Here is a 21,402-nt window from a genome sequence, read left to right as displayed (position 1 = left end):
ATGCAGCGCTTGCATAAAAGCCCCTGTCATGCAATTGCGACCGGCAGATGACGCGGCACGTTTGCCGCCTGAAATAGCCATCGGAGACCAGCATGAGCCAGTCTGGGAAAAACGGCCTGACATATAGCGATGCGGGCGTCGACATCGATGCCGGCAACCTCCTCGTCGAGAAGATCAAGCCGGCGGTGCGCTCGACCCGCCGTCCCGGCGCCGACGGCGAGATCGGCGGCTTCGGCGGGCTTTTCGATCTCAAGGCGGCAGGTTTTACCGATCCGGTTCTCGTCGCCGCCAATGACGGCGTCGGCACCAAGCTGAAGATCGCGATCGATGCCGACTATCACGACACCGTCGGGATCGACCTCGTCGCCATGTGCGTCAACGATCTCGTGGTACAGGGCGCCGAGCCGCTGTTCTTCCTGGATTATTTCGCGACCGGCAAGCTCGACCCCGATCAGGGTGCGGCCATCGTCGGCGGCATTGCCGCCGGCTGCCGCGAGGCCGGCTGCGCGCTGATCGGCGGCGAGACGGCCGAAATGCCCGGCATGTATTCCTCCGGCGACTACGATCTCGCCGGCTTTGCTGTCGGTGCGGCCGAACGCGGCAAGCTCCTGCCATCCGGCGATATTGCCGAGGGTGACGTGATCCTCGGCCTTGCCTCCTCCGGCGTTCATTCCAACGGCTTCTCGCTGCTGCGCAAGATCGTCGAATTGTCCGGCCTCGATTGGGATGCACCGGCGCCGTTCGCCGAGGGCAAGAAGCTCGGCGAAGCCCTGCTCGAGCCGACACGCATCTATGTGAAGCCGCTTCTGAAGGCGATCCGCGAGACCGGCGCCATCAAGGCGCTGGCGCACATCACCGGCGGCGGCTTCCCGGAAAATATTCCGCGCGTGCTGCCGAAGCATCTGACGGCCGAGATCGATCTTGCCGCCGTCAAGGTGCCGCCGGTGTTTTCATGGCTCGCCAAGACGGGCGGCGTCGAATCCAAGGAAATGCTGCGCACCTTCAACTGCGGTGTCGGCATGATCGCCGTTGTTGCCGGCGAGAATGTCGCGACGGTTTCCGCGGCTCTCGAAGCCGAGGGCGAGACAGTTATCACGCTCGGCCGCATGATCGCCCGCGAAGAAGGCGCTGCCGGCACGGTCTACAAGGGCACGCTTGCCATATGAGTTCGCCGCGCAAACGCGCCGTCGTCTTCATATCAGGCAGCGGCTCCAACATGATGGCGCTGGTTGCGGCGGCAAAGGCAGCCGACTATCCGGCCGAGATCGTCGGGGTGATTTCCGACAAGGCGGATGCCGGCGGGCTTGCCAAGGCCGCCGCCGAAGGCATTGCCACATTCGCTTTTCCCCGCAAGGACTACGCCAGCAAGGACGCGCATGAGGCGGCGATCTTTTCGGCGCTCGACGAGCTTAAACCCGATATTCTTTGCCTGGCAGGCTATATGCGGCTGCTGACGGCGACGTTCATCCAGCGTTATGAAGGCCGGATGCTCAACATCCACCCTTCCCTGCTGCCCTTATTTCCGGGCCTGCATACGCATCAGCGGGCGATCGACGCCGGCATGCGGATCGCCGGCTGCACGGTGCATTTCGTCACCGAAGGCATGGATGAGGGGCCGGTGATCGGCCAGGCGGCCGTACCTGTTTTTTCCGGTGACACGGCCGAAAGCCTTGCCGCGCGTGTGCTCACCATCGAACACCAGATTTACCCGCAAGCGCTGCGGCTCTTTGCCGAAGGCCGTGTGACGATGGAAGGCGGCAAGGCCGTCGGCGCGGAGGCTTCGACCGCCGCACCCAAGACCCAGCTTATTTCGCTGATCGGCGACCGCGCTTAAGCCGCCAGCGCCCTTAACGGATGCAGCGTGCCGTCGCTGTAGACGAAGCGGCCGGCGCGGAAGGTGGCGCGGATGCGATTGATATCACCCGGCTCGACCACGACCAGATCGGCGCGCTGGCCGATGGCGATCTCGCCGCGATCCGACAGGCCGGCGGAACGGGCCGCATTGCCGGTCGCCATGGCAACGGCTGCCGGCAGGCCGCCGTCCACCATGTCGGCAAGCTTGAAAATGCCAGGCACGAAGGCAGCTGGATGATAATCGGCGGCGATGACGCTCAGCAGGCCGGCCCTTGCGGCATCGAGCGCGCTGAGATTGCCCGACATCGACTGGCCGCGCAGCGCGTTCGGCGCGCCCATCAGCGTCCAGAGGCCGCGGCGGCGCGCCTCTTCGGCCGCAGGCGCGGTGACCGGAAACTCGCTGATTGTGACGCCAAGATCGTGCATCTCGGCGACTTTTTCGACGCTGTCATCGTCATGCGAGGCAAGCGACAGCTTGTGCTTCAGCGACAGCGCGACGATCTCCTTCAGCTTGGCCTCGATGTCAGCATTGTTGCGCATGGCAATGCGCTTGGCGACGATCTCCGCCGCCATTTCCTCGGAGATGGCGCGGCGCTCGGAGATGCTAAGGATGTAGCTTTGCAGGTTGTTGTACTGGCCCTGACCCGGCGTATGGTCGGTAAGCGAGACCATGTCGATCTGATCGGCATTCAGCAGGCGTTCGAGTGCAGGCGCTGCACCGACATTGGTGATCTCGTAACGGGCGTGGACGCGGTGGTCGATCAGCAGATCATCACGCAGGCGGTTGATGCCTTCGATCACCGCCGATGTCGTCTCCAGCGAGCGGACGTGGCCGTAGACGCTTTCGGTCGCAAAAGAGACGGCGGCAAACGCCGTGGTGACACCGGCGGCGGCAAGCTTCTTGTCGAGTTCGTGGATGCCGAAATCGATCGGCATCGTCGCGTTCGGCCGCGGGGCGATCTCGCGCTCGATCATGTCGCCGTGGAGATCGACGAATCCCGGCATCAGCAGCCGCCTGCCGCCATCGATGGCAGCACCGGCGACCGGCTCCGGCCGGATCTCGGCGATGACGCCACCCTCAACACGCACGGAACCTTCACTCACCACCTCGTTTGGGAGAACGAGGGTGAAATTGCTGAGCCACATGGGCTTTCTCCTGACCGCATCCGATGATTGACAAACCGCAGCGCATAGAACTGCTACGTGACAGTCGTATGAAATTTCGCGCCGTATCATCTTAAAGCGGAAACTTGCGCTTTGGAAATGACCCGATGCGCTCGCTCCGCAGATTCACGCTGTCAGCTTTGCCCTGTTCAACAGGGCCCATTGCAGAAGCACGATCGTCTTGACGTCGAAGATCTCGCCGGTTTCGATCATCGTCGCCGCCTCGTCGAGCGGAATCTCGAGGACTTCGATATCCTCGTGCTCCTCGTCCAGGCCGCCGCCTTCGGCCACGCGGTCGGCGATGTCGACGAGGGCTGCGAAGAAGTGGACCACTTCGGTGACGGCACCCGGTGAGGTGTAGGATTTGAACAGGAAGCGCGCCTCGCGCAGGCGATAGCCGGTCTCCTCCATCGCCTCGCGACGGATCGCCGTTTCGGGATGGTCATCGTCGAGAAGGCCGGCCGGCACCTCGATTATCCAGCTGGGATCGCCGTTGAGATGAACGGCGAGGCGGAATTGGCGGACGAGAACGACGAGGTCGCGCCTGGGATCATAAAGCAGAATGCAGGCGGCGGGCGTGCGGTGGTAGACTTCCCGCTTCAACCGATGGGTTGCGCCCTTGCGGTCGATATAGTCGAGCAGATAGCTGCTCAGCCGCGTCCACCCATTCGACAGGGTTTCCTCGCCGGCGATTTTCACCCGGGATTTCGGCTGCATCATGCTGCGTCCCTGCGAAGCCAGACCTTGTTGTCGTGCACGGCCGCACCGCCATAAGGCGCGACGGGGTCGGCGCCGGTCAAGACGTTGATGCCCTCGCCGTCGACATGCGCCTTGTTCGGCCAAAGGCCCTCGGCAATCAGCACGCCTGATTTCACTTCAGTGGTGATGCGGGCGTGGATGCGCAGATCGCCGCGGCTGTTACCGATGCGGACGAGATCGCCATGGGTGATGCCGTTGGCTTCGGCGTCGGCCGGATTGATCATCACTTCAGGGCGGCCTTCTTTCTGCCGGGAGGTCTTGGTTTCCGAAAAGCTCGAATTCAGGAAGTTGCGCGCCGGCGACGTGGCGAGGCGGAAGGGATGCTCGGGATCGGCGACTTCGATGACATCGACCTGATCGGGGAAGTCTGGAAGCGCTGCGTGCGGACCGAGCGCGCCGATTGCCGCCGGCGGTTTGTTCGGCGCCGGCTGATTGATCCAGTCCGGGCGAAAGTGGAACTTGCCGTCCGGATGGGCAAAGCCGTTCAGATAATGCGCTTCCTCGAAAGCGGGCTGGCGATCGAACCATTTGTGTTCGAGGAAATGATCGTAATCCGGCAGGCCGCTCGATTCGAGGATGCGGTCGACCATCTCGCGGGCGGTAAAGCCGAAGCCTGGGCGATCGGCGACGCCGAGGCGTTTGGCCAGTTCCTCGATGACGAAGAGATTGGTGCGCACGGTGGGCGGTGGCTCGACCAGCTTCGGCCCCAGCAGGATATGGTTCTGGCCGCCGGCCCGGTAGATGTCGTCATGTTCGACGAACATCGTTGCCGGAATGACGATATTGGCGATCTCGGCCGTTTCGGTCAGGAACTGCTCGTGGACGGCAACGAAGAGGTCCTCACGGGCAAAGCCACGTCTGACGAGGCGCTGCTCGGGGGCGATGTTGGCGGGATTGGTGTTCTGGATCAGCATAGCCGTCACCGGGCCGCGATGGCGCAGCGCCACGGCATCGCCGGTCAGCACGCGGCCGATCTGCGACTGGTCGAGCATGCGGATATCGGCATCCTTCATCGACCGGCCGGTCAGTTCGGCGCTGTTCATGCGGAAGATATCGCTGTTCGAATGGAAGGCGCCGCCGCCCTCATATTGCCAGGAGCCGAGAACGGTGGCGACCGAGGCGGCCGCATGCATGGCGACCGCGCCGTTGCGCTGGCGGGTGAAGCCGTAACCCAGGCGGAAGAAGGTCTTCTTCGTCGTGCCGACGAGGCTGGCAAAGGCTTCGATCTCCTCGACCGAAAGGCCGGTGATAGCAGCGGCCCATTGCGGCGTCTTGGTTTTCAGATGCGCTTCGAGACCGGCGGGATCATCGGCGTATCTCGCCATGTAATCGCGGTCGGCGTAACCGTCGCGGAAGGCGATGTGCATGACGGCGCAGGCGAGCGCGGCGTCGGTACCCGGCCTGACGATCAGCGCCATGTCGGCCTGCTTCATCGTCGGATTGTCGTAGATGTCGATGACGACGATCTTCGCGCCGCGCTCCTTGCGCGACTTGATGGCGTGGGTCATCACATTGACCTGCGTCGACACCGCGTTGGTGCCCCAGATGACGACGCAATCGGTGCGGCCCATCTCGCGTGGATCGGGACCGCGCAGCGTGCCGGTCGCCATGGTGAAGCCGGTCCAGGCCGGGTTGGTGCAGATCGAAGAGAAGAAACCGGAGTAACGCTTGGCATGACGGAGGCGATCGATGGAATCGCGCTGCACCCAGCCCATCGTACCGGCGTAGAAATAGGGCCAGACCGCCTCGCTGCCGTCCCTTGCCTCGGCTTTCACAAAGGCTTCGGCGATCTCATCCAGCGCATCGTCCCAAGAAATCTGCTGCCACTGCCCTGCCCCCTTGGCGCCGGCGCGGCGCAACGGATGCATCAGGCGGTCGGGATGGTAGAGCCGCTCGGCATAACGGGCGACCTTGGCGCAGATGACGCCTGACGTGTAGGAATGGTCATTGGCGCCGCGCACGCGGCCGATGCGGCCATCCTCCGATATCTCGACCTCCAGTGCGCAGGTGGAGGGACAGTCATGCGGACAGGCCGTGTGGCCCACCCTGTTGTCCGGCTTTTCTGATTTGGCGTGGATGGGGGTCGCAATGTTCATGGCATTTGTATATTCCAAGGCTTGCACGGCCAAAAGCCACAAAAATTCCCCATGACGCGAATTCATACGGACATCAGCAAAAATGAACTACCGCCACATTTATCACGCGGGCAACTTTGCCGATGTGCTGAAACATGTCGTGCTGACGCGGCTGATCCGCTACATGCAGAAGAAGGATGGCGGGTTCCGCGTGCTCGACACGCATGCCGGCATCGGGCTCTACGACCTCTCCTTGGAAGAAGCGCAGAAAACCGGCGAATGGCTCGATGGCATCGGCAAGCTGATGGAGGCAGACCTCGGCCCTCAGGTTTCCGAACTGCTGGAACCCTACCTCTCCGCAATCCGCGAACTCAATCCGCAGGGCGGCATCCGTTTCTATCCCGGATCGCCGAAACTTGCGCGCATGCTGTTCCGGCCGCAAGATCGGCTGTCGGCGATGGAACTGCACCCCGAGGACTATGTCAGGCTGCACCGGCTGTTCGAGGGCGATCACCATGCCCGCATCACCGAGCTTGACGGCTGGCTGGCGCTCGGCGCGCATCTGCCGCCGAAGGAGAAGCGCGGCATCGTCCTCGTCGATCCGCCCTTCGAGGAAGAGGACGAATATCAGCGGCTGGCCGAGGGACTGGAAAAAGCCTACCGCCGCTTTCCCGGCGGCACCTATTGCCTGTGGTATCCGCTGAAAAAGGGCGCGCCGATCAAGGAATTCCACGAGACGCTGCAGGCGCTCGACATCCCGAAAATGCTCTGCGCCGAACTCGCCGTTCGCAGCGACCGCGGCATTACGGGACTGACGGGCTCAGGCCTCGTCATCGTCAACCCGCCCTTCACGCTGAAGGATGAGTTGCACCAATTGCTGCCCGCATTGAAGGATCATCTGGCGCAAGACCGTTTCGCCTCTCACCGCGCCTTCTGGCTGCGTGGCGAGAACAAGGCGGTCAAGGACGATTGACCGGGCAACTACAGCGCCGCGCGTCTTTTCAGACGCGCAAAGGACGCTGTAGCACTTTGAATTTGCGCATAATCCTTTCCGAAAATCGATTCCGATTTTCGGGGTTATGCGCTAGCTTCGGGAATAGTCCGCGCCGCAGCTCCACAATCTCATCAGGTGTCCCATGAAGCTCCTTTGTTCGCCCGCCTCACCCTATTCCAACAAGGTGCGGATGGCCGCGCATTTTCTAGGCCTGGAGTTGAACGCCATCCGGGTCGACACCAATACCGGACCTGCGATCCTGGTGGACAACAATCCGCTCGGCAAGATCCCGACGCTGCTGACCGATGACGAGGTCTCGATATACGATAGCGTGGCGATCATGCATTATTTCGACCGGCTGACGAAGGGCGGGCTCTACCCTTCCAAGAAGGGCAAGCGCACGGATGTGGAAATCCTCGAGGCGCTCTGCGACGGCATCTGCGATTGCCTGCTGGCGATCGTCTACGAGCGGCGCTTCCGCGACGAGGAAAAGGTCCATCAGCCGTGGATAGACCGGCAGTGGAAGAAGGCGACGAGCGGGCTCGCTCATCTCAGCGCCAATCCGCCGAAAACAGGCAAGAAGCTCCATGGCGGACATTTCGCGCTGGCGGCGACGCTCGATTATCTCGAACTGCGCTTCAAGGACCAGTGGGAAGCCGATCATGCGCCGCTGATCGACTGGCAGCTGCAGTTCGACAAGAAATTCCCGGCCCACAGCGAGCTCAAGTCCGAGGGCTGAGCGGGCTCAGCGTCTGGAGCAACGAGCAGACATCAAAAAGCCGGGCGACGTGCCCGGCTTTTCGATGTTCGGATATTCGACGAGCTTAGAACTTGACGCCGATACCGAGCTTGACGCTGTTCTCGTCGTAACCGCGCGAGAAGCTGCCGGAGTCGAGGTCGTAATCCTTGCTCTGGTAGTCGGTGTAGCGATATTCGAGGCGCGTCGTGATGTTGTTGGTCACGAAGGCTTCGACGCCGGCGCCGACCGTGTAGCCGAAGTTCGTCTTGCTTTCGTCCGAGGTGTCGTCGGAAACCTTGACGTCGCCGATGGCAAGACCGGCCGTGCCGTAGAGCAGGAAGGGGTTCATGTCGTAGCCGACGCGGCCACGGACGGAGCCGTTCCAACCATACTTGTTCTTGACGCCGCCCGAGGAGACGTCGTCGCCGCTGTAGCCGAGATCGGATTCAACACCGTAAACGATCTGGCCCTGCTGCCAGTTGTAACCGGTGAAGACCTGGCCGCCGAAACCGTAGGTGTGGCGGTCGGAACCGAAGTCACCCATGTTGTACGTGCCGGCGCCGCCGAGGTAAAAGCCTTCCCAGTTGCCTGCCGGCTTGACTGGAGCGTCCTGGGCGACCGGTGCTTCCGGAATCTGGTCGACGGCATCGGCCGCCTGAGCTGCCGAGAGGCCGGCAATCGCAAAAACGGAGGCCATGAGGCCAGCAATGAGTACACGCATACTTAGTCTCCTTTCAGTCCCGCGCCGCTTGTCATCTGTCTATCAGTGAAGCATTGGCGGGATATTGCCAGATGTCCCTTCCGGATCGAGGCTGAAATTGGAACTCAAATGCGGATTTGAAAGAGCCAAATTGTGATATCATTGTGGCTTCCGCATGGCTGAAATTCGATGTTGCTTTGGCGCAACATACACTTCATTAACCATACTGAAGTGTTAAACTGAAAATACTTATTTTAAGAAATCGCATTCTTAAATAATACATAGAATATCCCTCTCCCCGAGGCAACCGCAACGGCCTATTTATATAATCACCGTCGGCGCCTATATAGTCTGCAGACAGACTCGCGGGATCAGAAGGCACGATTTTGAACCACAAAAGACTTCGCTCGGCCCTTATAACAGGGGCTGCTAAGAGAATAGGCCGAGCAATCGCCGAAGACCTTGCTGCAAATGGCTTTTCCGTTGCCATCCACGCGAACGGCTCGATCGGTGAGGCCGAAGAGCTGGTGGCGGAATTGCGGCGGAAGGGATATCGAGCGATCGCGCTGCAAGCCGATCTCACCGATATCGGCGAAACGGGCGCGTTGGTCGCGAAGGCGTCGGAAGCGCTCGGGCCGGTCGATCTGCTCATCAATAATGCGTCGGTTTTTCAGCATGATTCCGCGCGTAGTTTCAATGCCGCCACATGGGCATTGCACTTCGACCTGCATGTTCGTGCGCCCTCTATCCTTGCTGCGGCCTTCGCGCAGCAGATGCCGGCTGAGGCAGCGGGGCTGATCGTCAATATCATCGACCAGCGGGTCTGGGCGCTGAGGCCCAGCTTCTATTCCTATACCCTCTCCAAATCCGCGCTGTGGACGGCGACGCAGACACTTGCACAGGCATTGGCGCCACGCATCCGCGTCAATGCCATCGGCCCCGGCCCGTCGATGCCGAGCGAGCGGCAGGCGATGGAGGACTTCCAAGCGCAGGTCTCAGCCCTTATCTTGCAGCGAGGGCCGGCGCTGGAGGAATTCGGACAAACGATTCGCTTCCTTTACGACACGCCCTCGGTCACCGGCCAGATGATTGCCCTAGACGGCGGCCAGCACCTTGCCTGGCAGACGCCCGATGTGGCGGAGATTACGGAATGAACGGACGAAAGCTGCCGGATGGCGGCGTTCTCTACGACGAGACGGATGAGAGCGAAGACGATATCGAAGTGGAAGGCGACGCTTCCGTCGCCGTGCCGCTTGCGGCTGCTGTCGACTGGAATGCGGGCAGCCTCAATGAAACCGGGCTTCTCGGCGCGGAACTGATCGGCGAATTCGTCAAGCGGCTGCCGAACAGCCCCGGCGTCTACCGGATGTTCAATGCCGAGGGCGACGTGCTCTATGTCGGCAAGGCACGCAGCCTGAAGAAGCGCGTCAACAATTACGCCGTCGGCCGCGTGCATTCCAACCGCATCGCCCAGATGGTGCGCCAAACGGCGAACATGGAATTCGTGACGACGCGCACGGAAACCGAAGCGCTGCTCTTGGAAGCGAATCTGATCAAGCGCTTGCGGCCGCGCTTTAATGTGCTTTTGCGCGACGACAAGTCCTTTCCCTATATCCTCATCACCGGCGACCACCGGGCGCCGGCGATCTTCAAGCATCGCGGTGCGAGAGCGCGAAAGGGCGACTATTTCGGGCCCTTCGCTTCGGCCGGCGCGGTCGGGCGGACGATCAACTCGCTGCAGCGCGCCTTTCTGATCCGCACCTGCACCGACAGCGTCTTCGAAACGCGCACACGCCCCTGCCTGCTCTACCAGATCAAGCGCTGTTCCGGGCCGTGTACCCACGAGGTCAGCGATGGGGGGTACGGCGAACTGGTGCAGGAGGCGAAGGACTTCCTGTCCGGCAAGAGCCAGAAGGTGAAGTCGCATATGGCCGAGGCGATGAACCAGGCGGCCGAAGACCTCGACTTCGAGCGGGCGGCGATCTATCGCGATCGCCTCGCCGCACTGTCGCATGTGCAGAGCCATCAGGGCATCAATCCGGCCGGCGTCGAGGAGGCTGACGTTTTCGCCATCCATCATGAGGGCGGCATCTCCTGCATCCAGGTGTTCTTCTTCCGCACCGGCCAGAACTGGGGTAACCGCGCCTATTTCCCGAAGGCCGATCCGCAGCTTTCGAGCGCGGAAGTGCTGAATTCCTTCCTGGCGCAGTTCTACGACGACAAGCCGGTGCCGAAGCAGATCATGCTGTCGCAGACGGTCGAGGAACTGGAGCTGCTCGCCGCAGCACTCAGCGAAAAGGCCGGCCACAAGGTTTCCATCCTGGTGCCGCAGCGCGGCGAGAAGCGGGATCTGGTCGACCATGTCGTCGGCAATGCGCGCGAGGCGCATGGACGAAAGCTCGCCGAGACGGCGTCACAGTCGCGGCTGCTCGAAGGTTTCAAGGAAACGTTCGGGCTTGCCTACGCACCGCAGCGCATCGAGATCTACGACAACTCGCATATCATGGGCACCAATGCCGTCGGCGGCATGGTGGTCGCGGGGCCGGAAGGTTTCGTCAAGAACCAGTACCGCAAGTTCAACATCAAATCGACCGACATCACGCCCGGCGACGACTTCGGCATGATGAAGGAGGTGATGTCGCGGCGTTTCTCGCGGCTGATCAAGGAGGACGGCATTCCTGACCGGACGGCGCGGGTGGCCACACCCGACGCTGCCGACATGCCCTTCCCCACGTGGCCCGATGTGATCCTCATCGACGGCGGCCAGGGGCAGATGACGGCGGTGCGCGCCATCCTTGCCGAACTCGGCATCACCGACAGCGTGACGGCGATCGGCATCGCCAAGGGTGTCGACCGCGACGCCGGGCGTGAACGCTTCTTCCCGCCGGGACGCGAGAGCTTCACGCTGCCGCCGCGCGATCCGGTGCTCTACTTCATCCAGCGCATGCGCGACGAGGCGCACCGTTTCGCGATCGGCTCGCACCGGGCACGGCGCAAGAAGGAAATGATCAAGAACCCGCTCGACGAGATCGGAGGCATCGGCCCGTCGCGCAAACGCGCGCTGCTTCAGCATTTCGGCACGGCAAAGGCGGTTTCGCGCGCCGCCCTGTCCGACCTGATGGCGGTGGAAGGCATATCGGAAGCCGTCGCCAAGCAGGTCTATAACCATTTCCATGACGACGCCGCGAAATAACCGGCGTCCGTCGCAAATTCCACGCAAAGGCGGTGAAAAGACAGAAAGAATGTTGACGGTCCGCGGCCAAAGCCGTCATCTACCGCATCGGCCCGAAAATCGGAATCGACTTTCGGAAAGCTCGATGCGGATATTCTAAAGTGTTACAGCGTCCTTTGCGCGCCTGAAAAGACGCGCGGCGCTGCAGCGGCGCATCAATTCAGAGAAACGATCCCATGGCATCGCGTGCGTATAGCATTCCCAATCTTCTGACCTACGGCCGCATCCTCGCCGTACCGCTGATCGTTCTCTGCTTCTTCATCGAGGGCAGGCTGTCGATCAGCAATACGGCGCGCTGGGTGGCGCTGTGGATCTTCGTCATCGCCTCGCTCACCGATTTCCTCGATGGCTATCTCGCGCGCATCTGGAACCAGACGTCGAATATCGGCCGCATGCTCGACCCGATCGCCGACAAGCTGCTGGTCGCCTCGATCCTTCTCCTGGTCGCGGCCGACCAGACAATCGCCGGCTGGTCGATCTGGGCGGCGATCACCATTCTCTGCCGCGAGATCCTGGTGTCGGGACTGCGCGAATATCTGGCGGCGCTGAAAGTCAGCGTACCGGTGACGCGGATTGCCAAGTGGAAGACGACGCTGCAGCTCGTCGCCATCGCCTTCCTGCTCGCCGGCCCGGCCGGAGACGAGATTTTCCCCTATACGACGCAGACCGGCATCGCGTTGCTGTGGATCGCCGCACTGCTGACCATCTATACCGGTTACGACTATTTCCGCGCCGGGGTGAAACATATCGTGGATGACGAGGAATGACGCGGCTTGTCTATTTCGCCTGGGTGCGCGAGCGCATCGGCAAGGGCGAGGAGGAGATCGACCTCCCCTCCTCCGTCGTCACCGTCGCCGATCTGTTGAATCATTTGAAGACGCTGGGCGAAGAATATGAGACCGCACTTCAATATCCCGACGTGATCCGCGTGGCGCTCGACATGGAGCATGTCGAACATGACGAGCCGATATCAGGGGCGAAAGAGATCGGTATATTTCCGCCGATGACGGGTGGGTGATTACGATCATTCGGTCGGGCTTTGGAAGCTGACAATGGGTAGGACTGAGACTTCCTTTCTCTCCCGCATTCCTGTGCTTGTCACAGGAATCCAGCCATCGCGCGTCCGCGCGATGAATGACTCTTTCTTTTTGGCAATTGCTCCTCCCGCGCCCAAGGACTTGGGCGCACTGGATTCCTGTGACAAGCACAGGAATGAGGGCGGGTTGGGATGTGAATGCGCCTCACAGCAACAGGGGCGTTTGTCGTGATCATCACCCCCACCATCCGCGTCCAGCATGAAGACTTCGACCTGCAGGCCGAGGTCGATCTGCTCTCCAAAGGCAAACCCGGCATCGGCGCCGTCGTTACCTTTTCCGGCCTCTGCCGCGATGAAGGCGGCACGCTTGCTGCCCTCGAGCTCGAGCATTATCCCGGTATGGCCGAAGCGGAGATCCGGCGCATCGGCGATCTCGCCATCCAGCGCTTCGGACTTCTCGGCCTCACCGCTATCCACCGTTACGGAAAGATCGCAACTAGCGAGAATATCGTGCTCGTCGTCGCAGCGGCGCCACACCGGCAGGCGGCGTTCGACGGCGCGAATTTCGTCATGGATTTCCTGAAGACCGCAGCGCCCTTCTGGAAGAAGGAGCATGTGCGGGATGGCGCCACCGGCGACTGGGTCGCGGCGAAAGACGCCGACGATGCGGCGCGCGACAAGTGGAAATAATTAGAGCACTACTCGTTCTCTGCGGCTCATGACCAAGAGCAGGACGAGCAGCGAGAAGACGACCAGATCCCGCCAGACGAAGGGGCCGTAGGCGCCCCACATGGTTTCGACGACGGCAAGCCCGGCAGCGCCGCCTGCCGAGCGCAGCGGATCGGAATAGCCGCCGACGGCTGCGATCAGCAGCACCTTCAGCCCGAACATCAGGCCGGCACCGAAATCCATCGAGCCGTAATAGAAGGTGGCGAGGATGCCGCAGATGGTGGCGACAAGCGCCGCGGCCGTATAGGCGATGAGGAAGACGCGGTCGGCGCTGGTGCCGCAGAGTTCGGCGGCCAGCGGATCATCGGTGACGGCGCGCCAGACGCGGCCCCACGCCGTGCGCCTGAGGATCAGCGTACCCACCGCGACGATGGCGCACATCAGTACCGTGTTGATCAACTGGATATAAGTGAGTGTCACCTTGAACAGGCCATCGCTCCAGAAGACGACCGTGTCGTTCAGGAACGGCGGCAGCCAGATAGAGCGGGTATTGGCCGCAAGCCGGGCGGTCTCCATCAGCACGATCATGATGCCGAGGGCAGCGACGATGACCGTATTCGGCGATTTGTTGACCAGCGGCAGCATGATCGAGCGGCCGATCCATAGCCCCGCCGCCAGCGAATAGACGATGGAAGCGCAGGCGCCGACGGCAAGGGCGGCTGGCAGCACCAGCCAAAACCTGACATAGGCGAGTTCGGTGAAGAGCAGCAGGATCTGGCCCGCGAAGGCAAAGATCGCCCCATAGGTGATGTCGGCCCGCTTCGTCACGCCGAAGGCGACGGCATAACCGAAGGCAAGCGCGGCATAGAGAGCAGCGAGCGGAACCGCATTCGCCAGCTGCTGCAGAAGATAGGCCATTCACAGACACTCCGCGTCACCAAAATTATAACTGGTAAAAGTTATTTCACCAGTTATAATTTCATCATGAGCTTTTCCTGGACCCCTCACCGCTTTGCCGGCGGCGCACTGGCGCTTGATGTCGTCAACAGCGTCGTTTTGCGCCACGATGCAGTGCGGCGGATCGACCGCTTCGCGGTCAGGGAGCAGATGCAGAGCTTTCCAAACGCTGCGGCCGAATTCTGCGCCGAACGCGCCCTTTTCGGCAACATCGCACCGGTGGCGGCGGAAAACGAAGCGGATTTCATCACGCTGCGGGAAACAATCGATCTCTATTTTCGCGAGCGTATACTGAATGGCGACGACGACCAATTGCTCGCCAGCCTGCTGGAAGCGCTGGCGAGGACATTGCGCGACGCGGGCTCCGACAGCCTGGCCGCGGCAACCGCCCATTCGGCACTACGGCTGATCGCTATGCCCGATCCCCAGCGCATGAAGATCTGCGGCAATTGCGGCTGGCTGTTCATCGACCGCAGCAAGAACAGAAGCCGGGCCTGGTGCGACATGGCGGTCTGCGGCAACCGCGCCAAGGCGAACCGTCACTATCGCCGCAAGAAGGAGGAGACGCCATGAGAAAGCATTGGATCGTGATGGCGGCGGTGGCCGGGCTGATGCTGTCAGCCTGCCAGCGCCAGGCTGAAAACCTGGTCGAGGTCACCGGCCATCTCTTTGTCTTCAACTATCGGGTGGCGAGCGCCACCTATCTGCTGACGCTGAAGAAGACAGGGCCCATCCCCGACGGTTCGGTCATCATCGCCGAATTTGAAAATCCTGAAGGAGGCGATCCGCTGGTGCTGAACCAGAAAATCTACCCGATCGACGACAAGATCGCGCTGCAGAGCGAAAAACTGCACTGCGTGCGCAAGGACCGCCCCTATTCCGTGAGTGTCCGGCTGGTCGACAAGGACGGCAAGGTGTTGCAGGAATTGAAGACGCAGTTCCGGTCCGACCTCGACCAGACCGTCCTGCCGAGCAAGCCGCTCGTGCTCGGCGCGCTTTATGACAAGAACCCGGAGGTCTTCAAGCCTGATGGCAGCGTCGATTTCTCGAACACCGACAAATGCCCGGCATAGAAAAATGCATGGAAAAAGCCGGAGCAAGGCCCCGGCTTTCGAGAGTCAATTCAAAGCATTGCCGGCGAATGCCGAAGCGTGGCCTCAGCCGACGATTTCCGTATCGGAGAACCAGTACTTGATTTCCTGGGCAGCCGTCTCCGGAGCATCCGAGCCGTGAACGGAATTTTCGCCGATCGACAGAGCATGAACCTTGCGGATCGTGCCTTCGTCAGCGTTTGCCGGGTTGGTGGCACCCATGATCTCGCGGTTCTTGAGGATCGCGCCTTCGCCTTCCAGCACCTGGACGATGGTCGGGCCGGAGGTCATGCCTTCGACCAGTTCGCCGAAGAAGGGACGGTCCTTGTGAACGGCGTAGAAGCCTTCGGCTTCGCGACGGCTCATCCAGACGCGCTTGGAAGCGACGACACGCAGGCCGGCATCTTCGAGCATCTTGGTGATGGCGCCCGTCAGGTTGCGCTTGGTTGCATCCGGCTTGATCATCGAGAAGGTGCGTTCAATCGCCATAGTCAAATCCTCTGTTTTCTCGGGAAAAGTGGGCGGTCTTTACCCGCCCCAACGCCCGAAAACAAGAGGTAGGCGGCAATTTCACGCCGCTGTCACAGTCCTGCCGCGGCTTTGGTGAAGATCGAGGCAGCGTTCGAACCAGGCCATGACGGGATCGTCGGTGGCTAGCATGGCGAGACCGGCGGAGACACGCAGCCATTGCAGCGCGCCGAAGACGATATAGTCGGCAAAGAGCGGCGTTTGCCCGCCGATGAAGGGCTGGAACTTCAGCATGTGCCGGAGCGGCTCCAGCTTGGCGCCGAAGGCGGCCTTCTCCGCCTCGCTGCCGGCGGCAACCACTTCCAGCGGCTTGCCGAGCCGAGCCTCCCGGCTTTGACGGAAATAGGCCTTGTCTTCCTCGTCGAGGTTCGCATGGATATCGAGAAGGGCGATGCGCATGATCGCCGGATGGATGATCATTTGCGAATAGCCTTCCACCATCCTCGACAGAGACTTGCCGCCTTCGCCGTTGAACAGTGACGGCCGCTCGGGATAGGCCTCCTCCAGATAAAGGGCGATGTCGAAACTGTCGGGGATCAGCCGGCCATTGTCGTCGAGAACGGGCACGATCGACGAGACGCCGCCGCCGATCGCGCGGATGCGGGCGTAGGTCGTCGGAATCTCCTCGAAATCGAGCCCCTTATGCGCAAGCGCCATCACCGCCTTCCAGCAATGGGGCGAAAAGAAGCGCTGCTCGTCAGCGCCGCAGAGGAATAGAGGGCTCTGGTCATGACAGTCCTTTCGAGATCGTAGCTCCATCCATTCCACGACAGAAAGCGGCTGCGATCAAATCAGGAAATTTCATGGGCGCATCACTGCGATTTCCGGGAAAAGTGGCTAGACTGCCGCGACCAATCCGGGAGGGACTGAATGCTAAGACATTACAGGATGTTCGCCGCCTATAATCGTTGGGCCAACACGCAAGTTTATGCGGCTGCGGCCGAACTCAGCGACGCGGAATTCCGCAGCGACCACGGCGCTTTTTTCGGCTCGCTGCATCGCACGCTCAATCATCTGATCGTCGCCGACCGGATATGGATGAAGCGCTTCAGCGGTGCCGGCGAGGCACCGACGACACTCGATGCCCTGCTCTTCGAAGAACTGGATGCGCTTGCTGCCGCGCGCAAAGCCGAGGACGAGCGTATCATTGCCTGGATGGACACGCTGGACGAGGCAGCCCTTGCCGCCGACTTCACCTATGTGCCGGTGACGCAACCGGGCGAATTCACCCAGCCGCTGGCGCCAGCGCTCGCGCATCTCTTCAACCACCAGACCCATCATCGCGGCCAGTGCCACATGACGCTGACGGCGCTGGGCAAGCCGAGCCTCACGTTGGATCTCATCTACTTCCTCCGTAGCGAGGGCCGCGAGTGGATGTAAGACCTTCACCATCAAGACTGAATTAACCGCCTTCGCCGGTTCCACCCGTGAATCCCAGGCTTCCCGTCGAAAATTCAGCCTCTCTTAAACGCTTGCGGGCATAGCCTGATCTGAGAAATGAGGCCGGGTCGCGAGGGATCGTCATGCAGAATGGAAGCGCAAACGCACTGGTGCCGCGCGAGGCTGCGCGCCCGGCGCCGATGGCGGATATTCAGAAGATCGCCCAGCACATGGCGCGCCTGAACGTTGCGGCGCTCCCGCGCAATTACGAACTCTTTCATGAGGCGATCATCGGGCTCAATGCAGGCCTTGCGCAGGATATTGCAGCACTCGGCCCTCAGCCGCAGCAGCCGATGCTCGACGAACTCGGCCTGAAATACCGGCTCGTCGGCCATTGCGGGCTGGCGGGCGAGACGTCGCGGAACGAGGCGAGCCGGATGCTGCGCGACGTGGCGGATCGGCTTGCCGAAGGGCTGAAGCACAAGAACGCCTTTGCGCGCGCCTGCGGCGCCATCCTGAAATCCGTCTCCGGCCAAGACGACCAGAGCCTTGCCGCCTTCCTCAGCGAGGTCGATTATCTCACTGCCTCGCTTTCGACAGTTCTTGCAGCCGAGATGGAAATCGGCGCGAAGCTGCAGGACGATATCAAGACGCTGGAAACGCTGGAGCGCGGCATTTCGGCGATGCAATCGGCCGCGATCGCCGACAGGATCACCGGGCTTCCAAACCGCATCGCGCTGAACCGGACGATCGCCGATCTCTACAAGCGTGAAGAAGGTGCCGCCGGCAGCGCACTGATCATGGTCGATATCGACAATTTCACCGATCTCAACGACAAATACGGCACCCAGGCAGGCAACAAGCTCCTGAAGAAGCTTGCCGGCCTTTTCAGCAAGTCGGTCAAGAAAAACGATTTCGTCGCCCGCACCGAGGCCGACGAATTCGCCCTGTTGTTTTCCAATGTCGGCATGCAGGATGCGATTGCTATTGCCGAACGGCTGCGCGCCTCCGTCGAGGACAATCTGGTCTTCGCGACATCCGACAAGGCCGATCCCGGCAGGCTCACCATCTCGATCGGCGTGGCGCTCAGCACCGACGCGGCAACACCGGGACAATTGCAGGCCAATGCCCGCGTGGCGCTTCTCGCCGCGCAGTCGAACCCCCGACTGCCGGTGCAGGCTTTCGGCCGCTAGATCCGGCCGGAGGTCCGAAAACCACTCCCGCTTTTGGGCATCATGCTCCAGGACTGACAAGCGCTCTTGCCTTGGCGGGCGCTTTCGGCCAAAACGCCGGCCATGATCACGCTCACCGATATTTCCGCCCGCATCGCCGGGCGCCTGCTCCTCGACAATGCCAGCGTTTCGCTGCCTTCAGGCACGAAGGCGGGACTCGTCGGGCGCAACGGCGCCGGCAAGTCCACGCTTTTTCGCGTCATCACCGGCGATCTCGGTTCGGAGAGCGGAACGGTGTCGATCCCGAAGGCTGCACGCATCGGCCAGGTGGCGCAGGAAGCGCCGGCGACCGAAGACGCGCTGATCGAGATCGTGCTTGCCGCGGACAAGGAACGCACGGCCCTCGTTGCCGAGGCGGAAACGGCAACCGATCCGCACCGCATCGCAGAAATCCAGATGCGCCTTGTCGATATCGACGCGCATTCGGCCGAAGCGCGCGCGGCGAGCATTCTTGCCGGCCTCGGCTTCGACAAGGACGCGCAGGCCCGCCCCGCCTCCTCCTTCTCCGGCGGTTGGCGCATGCGCGTCGCACTTGCCGCCGTGCTGTTTTCCGAGCCGGATCTGCTTCTGCTCGACGAGCCGACCAACTATCTCGACCTCGAAGGCACGCTGTGGCTGGAAGATTATGTCAGGCGCTATCCGCACACTGTCATCATCATCAGCCACGATCGCGACCTGTTGAACAATGCCGTCAATGCGATCGTCCATCTCGACCAGAAGAAGCTCACCTTCTATCGCGGCGGTTACGACCAGTTCGAGCGACAGAAGGCGGAAGCCGACGAGCTGCAGACCAAGGCCAAGGCCAAGAACGACGCGGCGCGCAAACATCTGCAGGGCTTCATCGACCGGTTCAAGGCCAAGGCTTCCAAGGCCCGGCAGGCACAATCGCGCGTCAAGGCGCTGGAACGCATGGGAACGGTTGCCGCGGTGATCGAGGCCCACGTACAGCCGATCACTTTTCCCGAGCCGGAAAAGCAGCCGGCTTCGCCGATCGTCGCGATCCAGAGCGGCGCCGTTGGCTACGAGCCCGGCAATCCGATCCTGAAGAACCTCAATCTGCGCATCGACAATGACGACCGCATCGCCCTGCTCGGCTCGAACGGCAACGGCAAATCGACCTTCGCCAAATTGATCTCCGGCCGGCTGGCGCCGGAAAGCGGTGAAGTGAAGATCGCGCCGAGCCTGAAGATCGGCTTCTTCGCGCAGCACCAGCTCGACGACCTCATTCCCGAGCAATCGCCGGTGGAGCATGTGCGCCGCCTGATGCCCGGTGCGCCGGAAGCCAAGGTGCGCGCCCGCGTCGCCCAGATGGGGCTTGCGACCGAGAAGATGGCGACGGCCGCCAAGGATCTTTCCGGCGGCGAAAAAGCTCGCTTGCTAATGGGGCTTGCCGCCTTCAATGCGCCCAATCTGCTGATCCTCGACGAGCCGACTAACCACCTCGACATCGACAGCCGCCGCGCGCTGATCGAGGCGCTGAACGACTACGAAGGCGCCGTCATCCTGATCTCGCACGATCGCCATCTGATCGAAGCGACCGTCGATCGGCTGTGGCTGGTCAACGGCGGTACGGTGACGACCTTCGAAGGCGATATGGACGAGTATCGCGACCTCATCGTCAGTTCCGGTAAAAAAAAAGAAGAAAAGCCGCAGCTGACTGAAGATGCGACGTCGAAGGCCGACCAGCGCAAGCTCAATGCCGAACGCCGCGCCTCGCTGACGCCGCTCAGGAAAAAGATCAACGAAATCGAATCCTTGACGGCGAAGCTGGAGAAACAGATTCAGGCGCTTGATGCGGAACTTGCGGATCCGGCCCTTTACGAAAAGACGCCTGCCAAGGCCGCTGAGAAGGCAAAACAGCGTGGCGAAGCTGCGGCAAGACTCGCTGCCGCCGAGGAAGACTGGCTGATGCTGTCGGCCGAATACGAAGAAGCGATGGCGGGATAGCCACAGGCCTTAGAACAGGATGTCGCCCGAAAATCGCTCACACTTTTCGGCATCATGCTCTATCGAAAGCGTGGCGAAGTGCCGCGCATCAACACAATTCCGGCCATTATCAACCGATCGTTAACCATAATCCGAAAGGTTGTCTCAACATTCGTTACCGATTTGTTGAGCCCTTTCCATGTATCGTTTTTTCGTTCTGTCCTGCGTGGCCCTCACGGCCGCCCTCTCCGCCTGCAGCACCACCAGACAAGCCGCTCCCGATACTTCGATCAAGACCTCCTCGGTGATCGCGCCCGAAGGACGGGCGCTTGCCTATACCGGCGACGATGCGGCGCCGCGCCTTGCCGGCCCGCATCATCTCGCCGGGCGGACGCTGGAGGTCTCCTCGCTCGCCGAGCTCAAGCTGCAGGACAAGGAAGTGATCCTGAGCTTCGATGACGGCCCGATCCCCGGGCGGACCGACAAGGTGTTGGCAATCCTCGACCAGTTCGGCGTCAGGGGCGCCTTCATGATGGTCGGCGAAATGGCCGAGATGCATCCGGCGCTCGCCCGCAAGGTCGCCCAGGACGGCAACACGATCGGCAGTCACACCTATGACCACGCCAATTTGAGTTCGCTGAGTTTCGACGCGGCGATGGCCGAGGTGGTCAAGGGCGAATTGGCGGTGACCAAGGCGACCGGAACCGATGTCTCCTTCTTCCGCTTCCCCTATCTTGCCGAGAGCCACAGGCTGCGCGCTGCGATCGCCAAACGAGACATGGTGGTCATGGATGTCGACATCGACAGCAAGGACTATTTCACCACGACGCGGGTCTCCGCGACGCAGCGGACGATGAACCTCTTACACAAGCGCGGCCGCGGCATCATCCTGATGCACGACATCCACAAACGCACGGTGGCGATGCTGCCGAGCCTGCTCTCGCGGCTCGAAGCCGAAGGCTACAAGGTGGTGACGCTGAAATTCAAGAAGACTGAGGTGCCGAACACCGTCGTCGCCTCGGCCGATTTCGTGACGATCCGCTGAAGCGGGTTGCCAAGCCCGGGC

Annotated in this window: 21 protein-coding genes and 1 pseudogene; 15 read left to right on the top strand and 7 right to left on the bottom strand. The window is 61.6% G+C overall.

The window, feature by feature from the left end; translation table 11 throughout:
• Positions 1–92 precede the first annotated feature (92 nt).
• Positions 93–1,166 carry a phosphoribosylformylglycinamidine cyclo-ligase gene (gene purM, locus AC244Q_RS06195; protein ID WP_128405755.1) on the top strand — a complete coding sequence of 358 codons (1,074 nt, stop codon included), beginning with the start codon at positions 93–95 and terminating at the stop codon, positions 1,164–1,166.
• The gene (purN, locus tag AC244Q_RS06190) at positions 1,163–1,834 is read left to right on the top strand and encodes a phosphoribosylglycinamide formyltransferase (protein WP_012756862.1); all 672 of its coding nucleotides are present in this window, start codon (positions 1,163–1,165) and stop codon (positions 1,832–1,834) included. Before purM ends, purN begins: the two co-directional genes overlap by 4 nt.
• On the opposite strand, the gene AC244Q_RS06185 is transcribed toward purN, so the two are convergent.
• From AC244Q_RS06185 to AC244Q_RS06175, 3 genes are all read right to left on the bottom strand, one after another.
• On the bottom strand, positions 1,831–3,000 hold the full coding sequence (locus tag AC244Q_RS06185) for an alpha-D-ribose 1-methylphosphonate 5-triphosphate diphosphatase (protein ID WP_012756861.1): 1,170 nt from the start codon (positions 2,998–3,000) through the stop codon (positions 1,831–1,833). The genes purN and AC244Q_RS06185 overlap by 4 nt on opposite strands.
• A gap of 144 nt (positions 3,001–3,144) precedes the next feature.
• Positions 3,145–3,738, bottom strand: coding sequence for an NUDIX domain-containing protein (locus AC244Q_RS06180; RefSeq protein ID WP_012756860.1), 594 nt, complete (start codon positions 3,736–3,738; stop codon positions 3,145–3,147).
• The gene (locus tag AC244Q_RS06175; protein WP_017993548.1) at positions 3,735–5,939 is read right to left on the bottom strand and encodes a molybdopterin-containing oxidoreductase family protein; all 2,205 of its coding nucleotides are present in this window, start codon (positions 5,937–5,939) and stop codon (positions 3,735–3,737) included. Before AC244Q_RS06175 ends, AC244Q_RS06180 begins: the two co-directional genes overlap by 4 nt.
• A 16-nt stretch (positions 5,940–5,955) precedes the next feature.
• Between AC244Q_RS06175 and AC244Q_RS06170 the strand changes: the two genes are divergently transcribed.
• The gene (locus tag AC244Q_RS06170) at positions 5,956–6,825 is read left to right on the top strand and encodes a 23S rRNA (adenine(2030)-N(6))-methyltransferase RlmJ (protein ID WP_003547108.1); all 870 of its coding nucleotides are present in this window, start codon (positions 5,956–5,958) and stop codon (positions 6,823–6,825) included.
• 163 nt (positions 6,826–6,988) lie between these two features.
• Positions 6,989–7,585: a glutathione S-transferase family protein gene (locus tag AC244Q_RS06165; protein ID WP_017993546.1), complete on the top strand. Its 597-nt coding sequence runs from the start codon at positions 6,989–6,991 to the stop codon at positions 7,583–7,585.
• 85 nt (positions 7,586–7,670) lie between these two features.
• On the opposite strand, the gene AC244Q_RS06160 is transcribed toward AC244Q_RS06165, so the two are convergent.
• Positions 7,671–8,306, bottom strand: coding sequence for an outer membrane protein (locus AC244Q_RS06160; protein WP_012756858.1), 636 nt, complete (start codon positions 8,304–8,306; stop codon positions 7,671–7,673).
• Between the two features lie 365 nt (positions 8,307–8,671).
• Between AC244Q_RS06160 and AC244Q_RS06155 the strand changes: the two genes are divergently transcribed.
• The 5 genes from AC244Q_RS06155 (at position 8,672) to AC244Q_RS06135 (ending at position 13,243) form a co-directional block, all read left to right on the top strand.
• On the top strand, positions 8,672–9,439 hold the full coding sequence (locus tag AC244Q_RS06155) for an SDR family oxidoreductase (RefSeq protein WP_012756857.1): 768 nt from the start codon (positions 8,672–8,674) through the stop codon (positions 9,437–9,439).
• Positions 9,436–11,478: an excinuclease ABC subunit UvrC gene (uvrC, locus tag AC244Q_RS06150; protein ID WP_128405754.1), complete on the top strand. Its 2,043-nt coding sequence runs from the start codon at positions 9,436–9,438 to the stop codon at positions 11,476–11,478. Before AC244Q_RS06155 ends, uvrC begins: the two co-directional genes overlap by 4 nt.
• Positions 11,479–11,693: 215 nt before the next feature.
• Positions 11,694–12,284: a CDP-diacylglycerol--glycerol-3-phosphate 3-phosphatidyltransferase gene (gene pgsA, locus AC244Q_RS06145; RefSeq protein WP_003547103.1), complete on the top strand. Its 591-nt coding sequence runs from the start codon at positions 11,694–11,696 to the stop codon at positions 12,282–12,284.
• Positions 12,281–12,535 (top strand): molybdopterin converting factor subunit 1, encoded by a 255-nt coding sequence (gene moaD / locus AC244Q_RS06140; protein WP_012756855.1) that lies wholly within the window; start codon positions 12,281–12,283, stop codon positions 12,533–12,535. The genes pgsA and moaD overlap by 4 nt, the downstream gene beginning before the upstream one ends.
• Before the next feature lie 246 nt (positions 12,536–12,781).
• Entirely contained in the window at positions 12,782–13,243 is a 462-nt protein-coding gene (locus AC244Q_RS06135) for a molybdenum cofactor biosynthesis protein MoaE (RefSeq protein ID WP_026157305.1), read from the top strand.
• On the opposite strand, the gene AC244Q_RS06130 is transcribed toward AC244Q_RS06135, so the two are convergent.
• A complete protein-coding gene (locus AC244Q_RS06130) occupies positions 13,244–14,140 on the bottom strand; it encodes a branched-chain amino acid ABC transporter permease (protein ID WP_012756853.1) in 897 nt (298 codons plus the stop codon).
• A 66-nt stretch (positions 14,141–14,206) separates the two neighbouring features.
• Between AC244Q_RS06130 and AC244Q_RS06125 the strand changes: the two genes are divergently transcribed.
• Both AC244Q_RS06125 and AC244Q_RS06120 read left to right on the top strand, forming a co-directional pair.
• Positions 14,207–14,752 (top strand): CGNR zinc finger domain-containing protein, encoded by a 546-nt coding sequence (locus AC244Q_RS06125; RefSeq protein WP_017993544.1) that lies wholly within the window; start codon positions 14,207–14,209, stop codon positions 14,750–14,752.
• Positions 14,749–15,252, top strand: coding sequence for a hypothetical protein (locus tag AC244Q_RS06120; RefSeq protein ID WP_012756851.1), 504 nt, complete (start codon positions 14,749–14,751; stop codon positions 15,250–15,252). Before AC244Q_RS06125 ends, AC244Q_RS06120 begins: the two co-directional genes overlap by 4 nt.
• Positions 15,253–15,336: 84 nt before the next feature.
• Here AC244Q_RS06120 and ndk read toward each other — a convergent pair whose 3' ends face one another.
• Together ndk and AC244Q_RS06110 are read right to left on the bottom strand one after the other, a co-directional pair.
• Positions 15,337–15,759 carry a nucleoside-diphosphate kinase gene (gene ndk / locus AC244Q_RS06115; protein ID WP_003547097.1) on the bottom strand — a complete coding sequence of 141 codons (423 nt, stop codon included), beginning with the start codon at positions 15,757–15,759 and terminating at the stop codon, positions 15,337–15,339.
• An 81-nt stretch (positions 15,760–15,840) separates the two neighbouring features.
• A pseudogene (locus tag AC244Q_RS06110) lies at positions 15,841–16,529 on the bottom strand (glutathione S-transferase family protein).
• A 139-nt stretch (positions 16,530–16,668) separates the two neighbouring features.
• Between AC244Q_RS06110 and AC244Q_RS06105 the strand changes: the two are divergent.
• The 4 genes from AC244Q_RS06105 (at position 16,669) to AC244Q_RS06090 (ending at position 21,381) form a co-directional block, all read left to right on the top strand.
• The gene (locus tag AC244Q_RS06105) at positions 16,669–17,178 is read left to right on the top strand and encodes a DinB family protein (protein WP_012756849.1); all 510 of its coding nucleotides are present in this window, start codon (positions 16,669–16,671) and stop codon (positions 17,176–17,178) included.
• A 143-nt stretch (positions 17,179–17,321) separates the two neighbouring features.
• Positions 17,322–18,371, top strand: coding sequence for a GGDEF domain-containing protein (locus tag AC244Q_RS06100; protein ID WP_113547968.1), 1,050 nt, complete (start codon positions 17,322–17,324; stop codon positions 18,369–18,371).
• Between the two features lie 102 nt (positions 18,372–18,473).
• A complete protein-coding gene (locus tag AC244Q_RS06095) occupies positions 18,474–20,357 on the top strand; it encodes an ABC-F family ATP-binding cassette domain-containing protein (RefSeq protein ID WP_128405753.1) in 1,884 nt (627 codons plus the stop codon).
• A gap of 178 nt (positions 20,358–20,535) precedes the next feature.
• Entirely contained in the window at positions 20,536–21,381 is an 846-nt protein-coding gene (locus AC244Q_RS06090; RefSeq protein WP_113547970.1) for a polysaccharide deacetylase family protein, read from the top strand.
• Positions 21,382–21,402: the final 21 nt, after the last annotated feature.

The sequence above is a fragment of the Rhizobium sp. CB2179 genome (assembly GCF_057653455.1).
Note: the sequence above shows the minus strand (reverse complement) of the source record. Positions and strands in the feature narration are given on the sequence as shown.